Source organism: Allobosea sp. GW821-FHT10B12, assembly GCF_059415545.1.
This window is the reverse complement of record NZ_JBWKNL010000027.1, coordinates 1-559: the sequence shown is the minus strand read 5'-3', so window position 1 is coordinate 559 and position 559 is coordinate 1. Positions and strand designations below refer to the sequence as shown.

Sequence of the window (559 nt, the reverse complement as noted above, 5' to 3'; positions counted from 1 at the left end):
CTGACCACGCAGCGCGAGGCCGCGCTCGCCGCGGTGGCGCAGGCGCAGGCCGCGCGTGATCTGTCCCAGATCGATCTCGACAGCACCATCGTGCGCGCCCCGGTCGGCGGCGTCGTCGGCAACCGCCAGGTCCGGGTCGGCCGCCTCGTCGCGCCGGGCGTCGCCCTGCTCGACATCGTCCCGGTCGACGATGTCTGGGTCGTCGCCAACGTCAAGGAGACCCAGCTCGCGCAGATCCGGACCGGCCAGCACGTCCGCATCAGCGTCGACGGCTATCCGAACGAGGCGCTCCAGGGCGTCGTCGACAGCTTCGCGCCCGGCAGCGGCTCGGCCTTCAGCCTGCTCCCGGCCGACAATGCGACCGGCAACTTCGTGCGCGTCGTCCAGCGCGTCCCGGTCAAGATCCGCTTTACCGGCAATCCCTTGCCCGGCCGCCTGGTGCCCGGCCTGTCGGCGCGCGTCGAGATCGCGACGGGAGGCAGCTCGTGACCATGGTCGCCACTGCCATGCCTAGCCGCAGCAGCGCTGCCGCCGGCACCCTTCTTCTCTCCGGCATCGT

At 71.9% G+C, this 559-nt stretch carries 1 protein-coding gene; it reads left to right on the top strand.

The window, feature by feature from the left end; genetic code table 11:
* A partial coding sequence (locus AC07O0_RS30310; RefSeq protein ID WP_494628563.1) for an HlyD family secretion protein occupies nucleotides 1–489 on the top strand: 489 nt, incomplete at its 5' end.
* Nucleotides 490–559 lie beyond the last annotated feature (70 nt).